1 protein-coding gene and 1 pseudogene are annotated in these 1,240 nt (G+C 61.5%); both read left to right on the top strand.

The features are described 5' to 3' along the window. Nucleotides 1–342: 342 nt before the first annotated feature. A pseudogene (locus tag VTU_RS34695) lies at nucleotides 343–483 on the top strand (DUF4172 domain-containing protein); the annotation flags it as partial. A 263-nt stretch (nucleotides 484–746) separates the two neighbouring features. Then, the coding region (locus VTU_RS26145; protein ID WP_010102289.1) for an ABC transporter substrate-binding protein at nucleotides 747–1,240 on the top strand (494 nt) is incomplete at its 3' end.

Genomic DNA, 1,240 nt, shown 5'->3' with positions numbered 1-1,240 from the left:
TCCTTATATGGAGTGTCGTCGTCCGCGCAGGCGTGCGTATCCCCTGAATCATGGGGGTTTTGAAGAGATTTATCTTCCAGGCGAATTTGTGCGGGACTGCTGTTCGTTTCTATCTGGAGATAATCAATTGGTTTCTGATTGTGCGGTCGCCGTGTGACAGCGTCATTACGCTGCCCGGCATGAGGCGTTTTGCATAAATCCTGGGCCATATGGCGCGCGGGCGTCTCCGTGCGCGTGCCGTCGCACCGTCATGTGGAAGGCCCCTCCTTGGGAGCCATGCGCCTCAAAGGACGCAAGCTCTGCAACCCCCACGCCTGCGGCGAATGTCTTCATAATCTCCGCATGAAATGCGGAGATTGCACCTGCATCTGGCAGGCCACCGACTGGCCAAGTTGGCGTTTCGATCTGGCAGCCTTGGCCCCGTCGTTGGCCGAGGTCAGTCGCGCCCAGGGGGTGTTGATGGGGCGGCTGGCGGACGTTGGCAAGTCAGGGGCGGGTGGGCGCAGCACCGGGTACGAGTTGAACGGCGAAGAGCCCCCATGGAGCGGCCCTTTCCTCGGGACCGAAGGTAATTACTGATACGACGGACGGGCCCGCAGCCATAGGATGCAGATACCTTGCGCGAATCCAGGGGGCGGAACTTGGGCGGAATGCAGGCATGATTCATGCGTGTAACCATTCCAAGTTCTGCGGTGTCTTGCAGCACCAAACCGTATCCACACTATCTGCACAGCAAGGAATCGCTCTTGAAATACCTGCTCTCTCCCCCCAACCCCCGTTTGCTCTGCGCCAGCGCCCTGCTGGCCCTGCTGGTTTGCCAGGGCACGCCCGCGCTGGCGGCCACGCCCAAGGACACGCTGGTGATTGCCCTTGGGGTGGACGACGTCATCACGCTGGATCCGGCCGAGGCCTTTGAGACGACCACGGGCGAGATCATGGGCAACACCTACGACCGGCTGGTGCGCCTGGATGTCAAGGACCCGACCCAGCTGGTCGCTGACGTGGCCACGTCCTGGACGGTGTCGCCCGATGGCAGGACCTACACCTTTGAACTCAGAAGCGGGCTGAAATTTGCCTCGGGCAATGCGCTCATGGCCGAAGACGTGGCCTACTCGCTGCACCGCGCCGTGGTGCTGGACAAGGCCCCCGCGTTCATCCTCACGCAGTTCGGCTTCAACAAGGACAACGTGAAGGACAGGATCAGGGCCACCGGCCCGCTGACGCTGACACTGGAAACCGA

Source organism: Verminephrobacter aporrectodeae subsp. tuberculatae At4, assembly GCF_000193225.1.
Classification (GTDB): Bacteria; Pseudomonadota; Gammaproteobacteria; order Burkholderiales; family Burkholderiaceae_C; genus Acidovorax; species Acidovorax aporrectodeae.
This window is presented reverse-complemented; position numbering and strand designations above follow the sequence as displayed.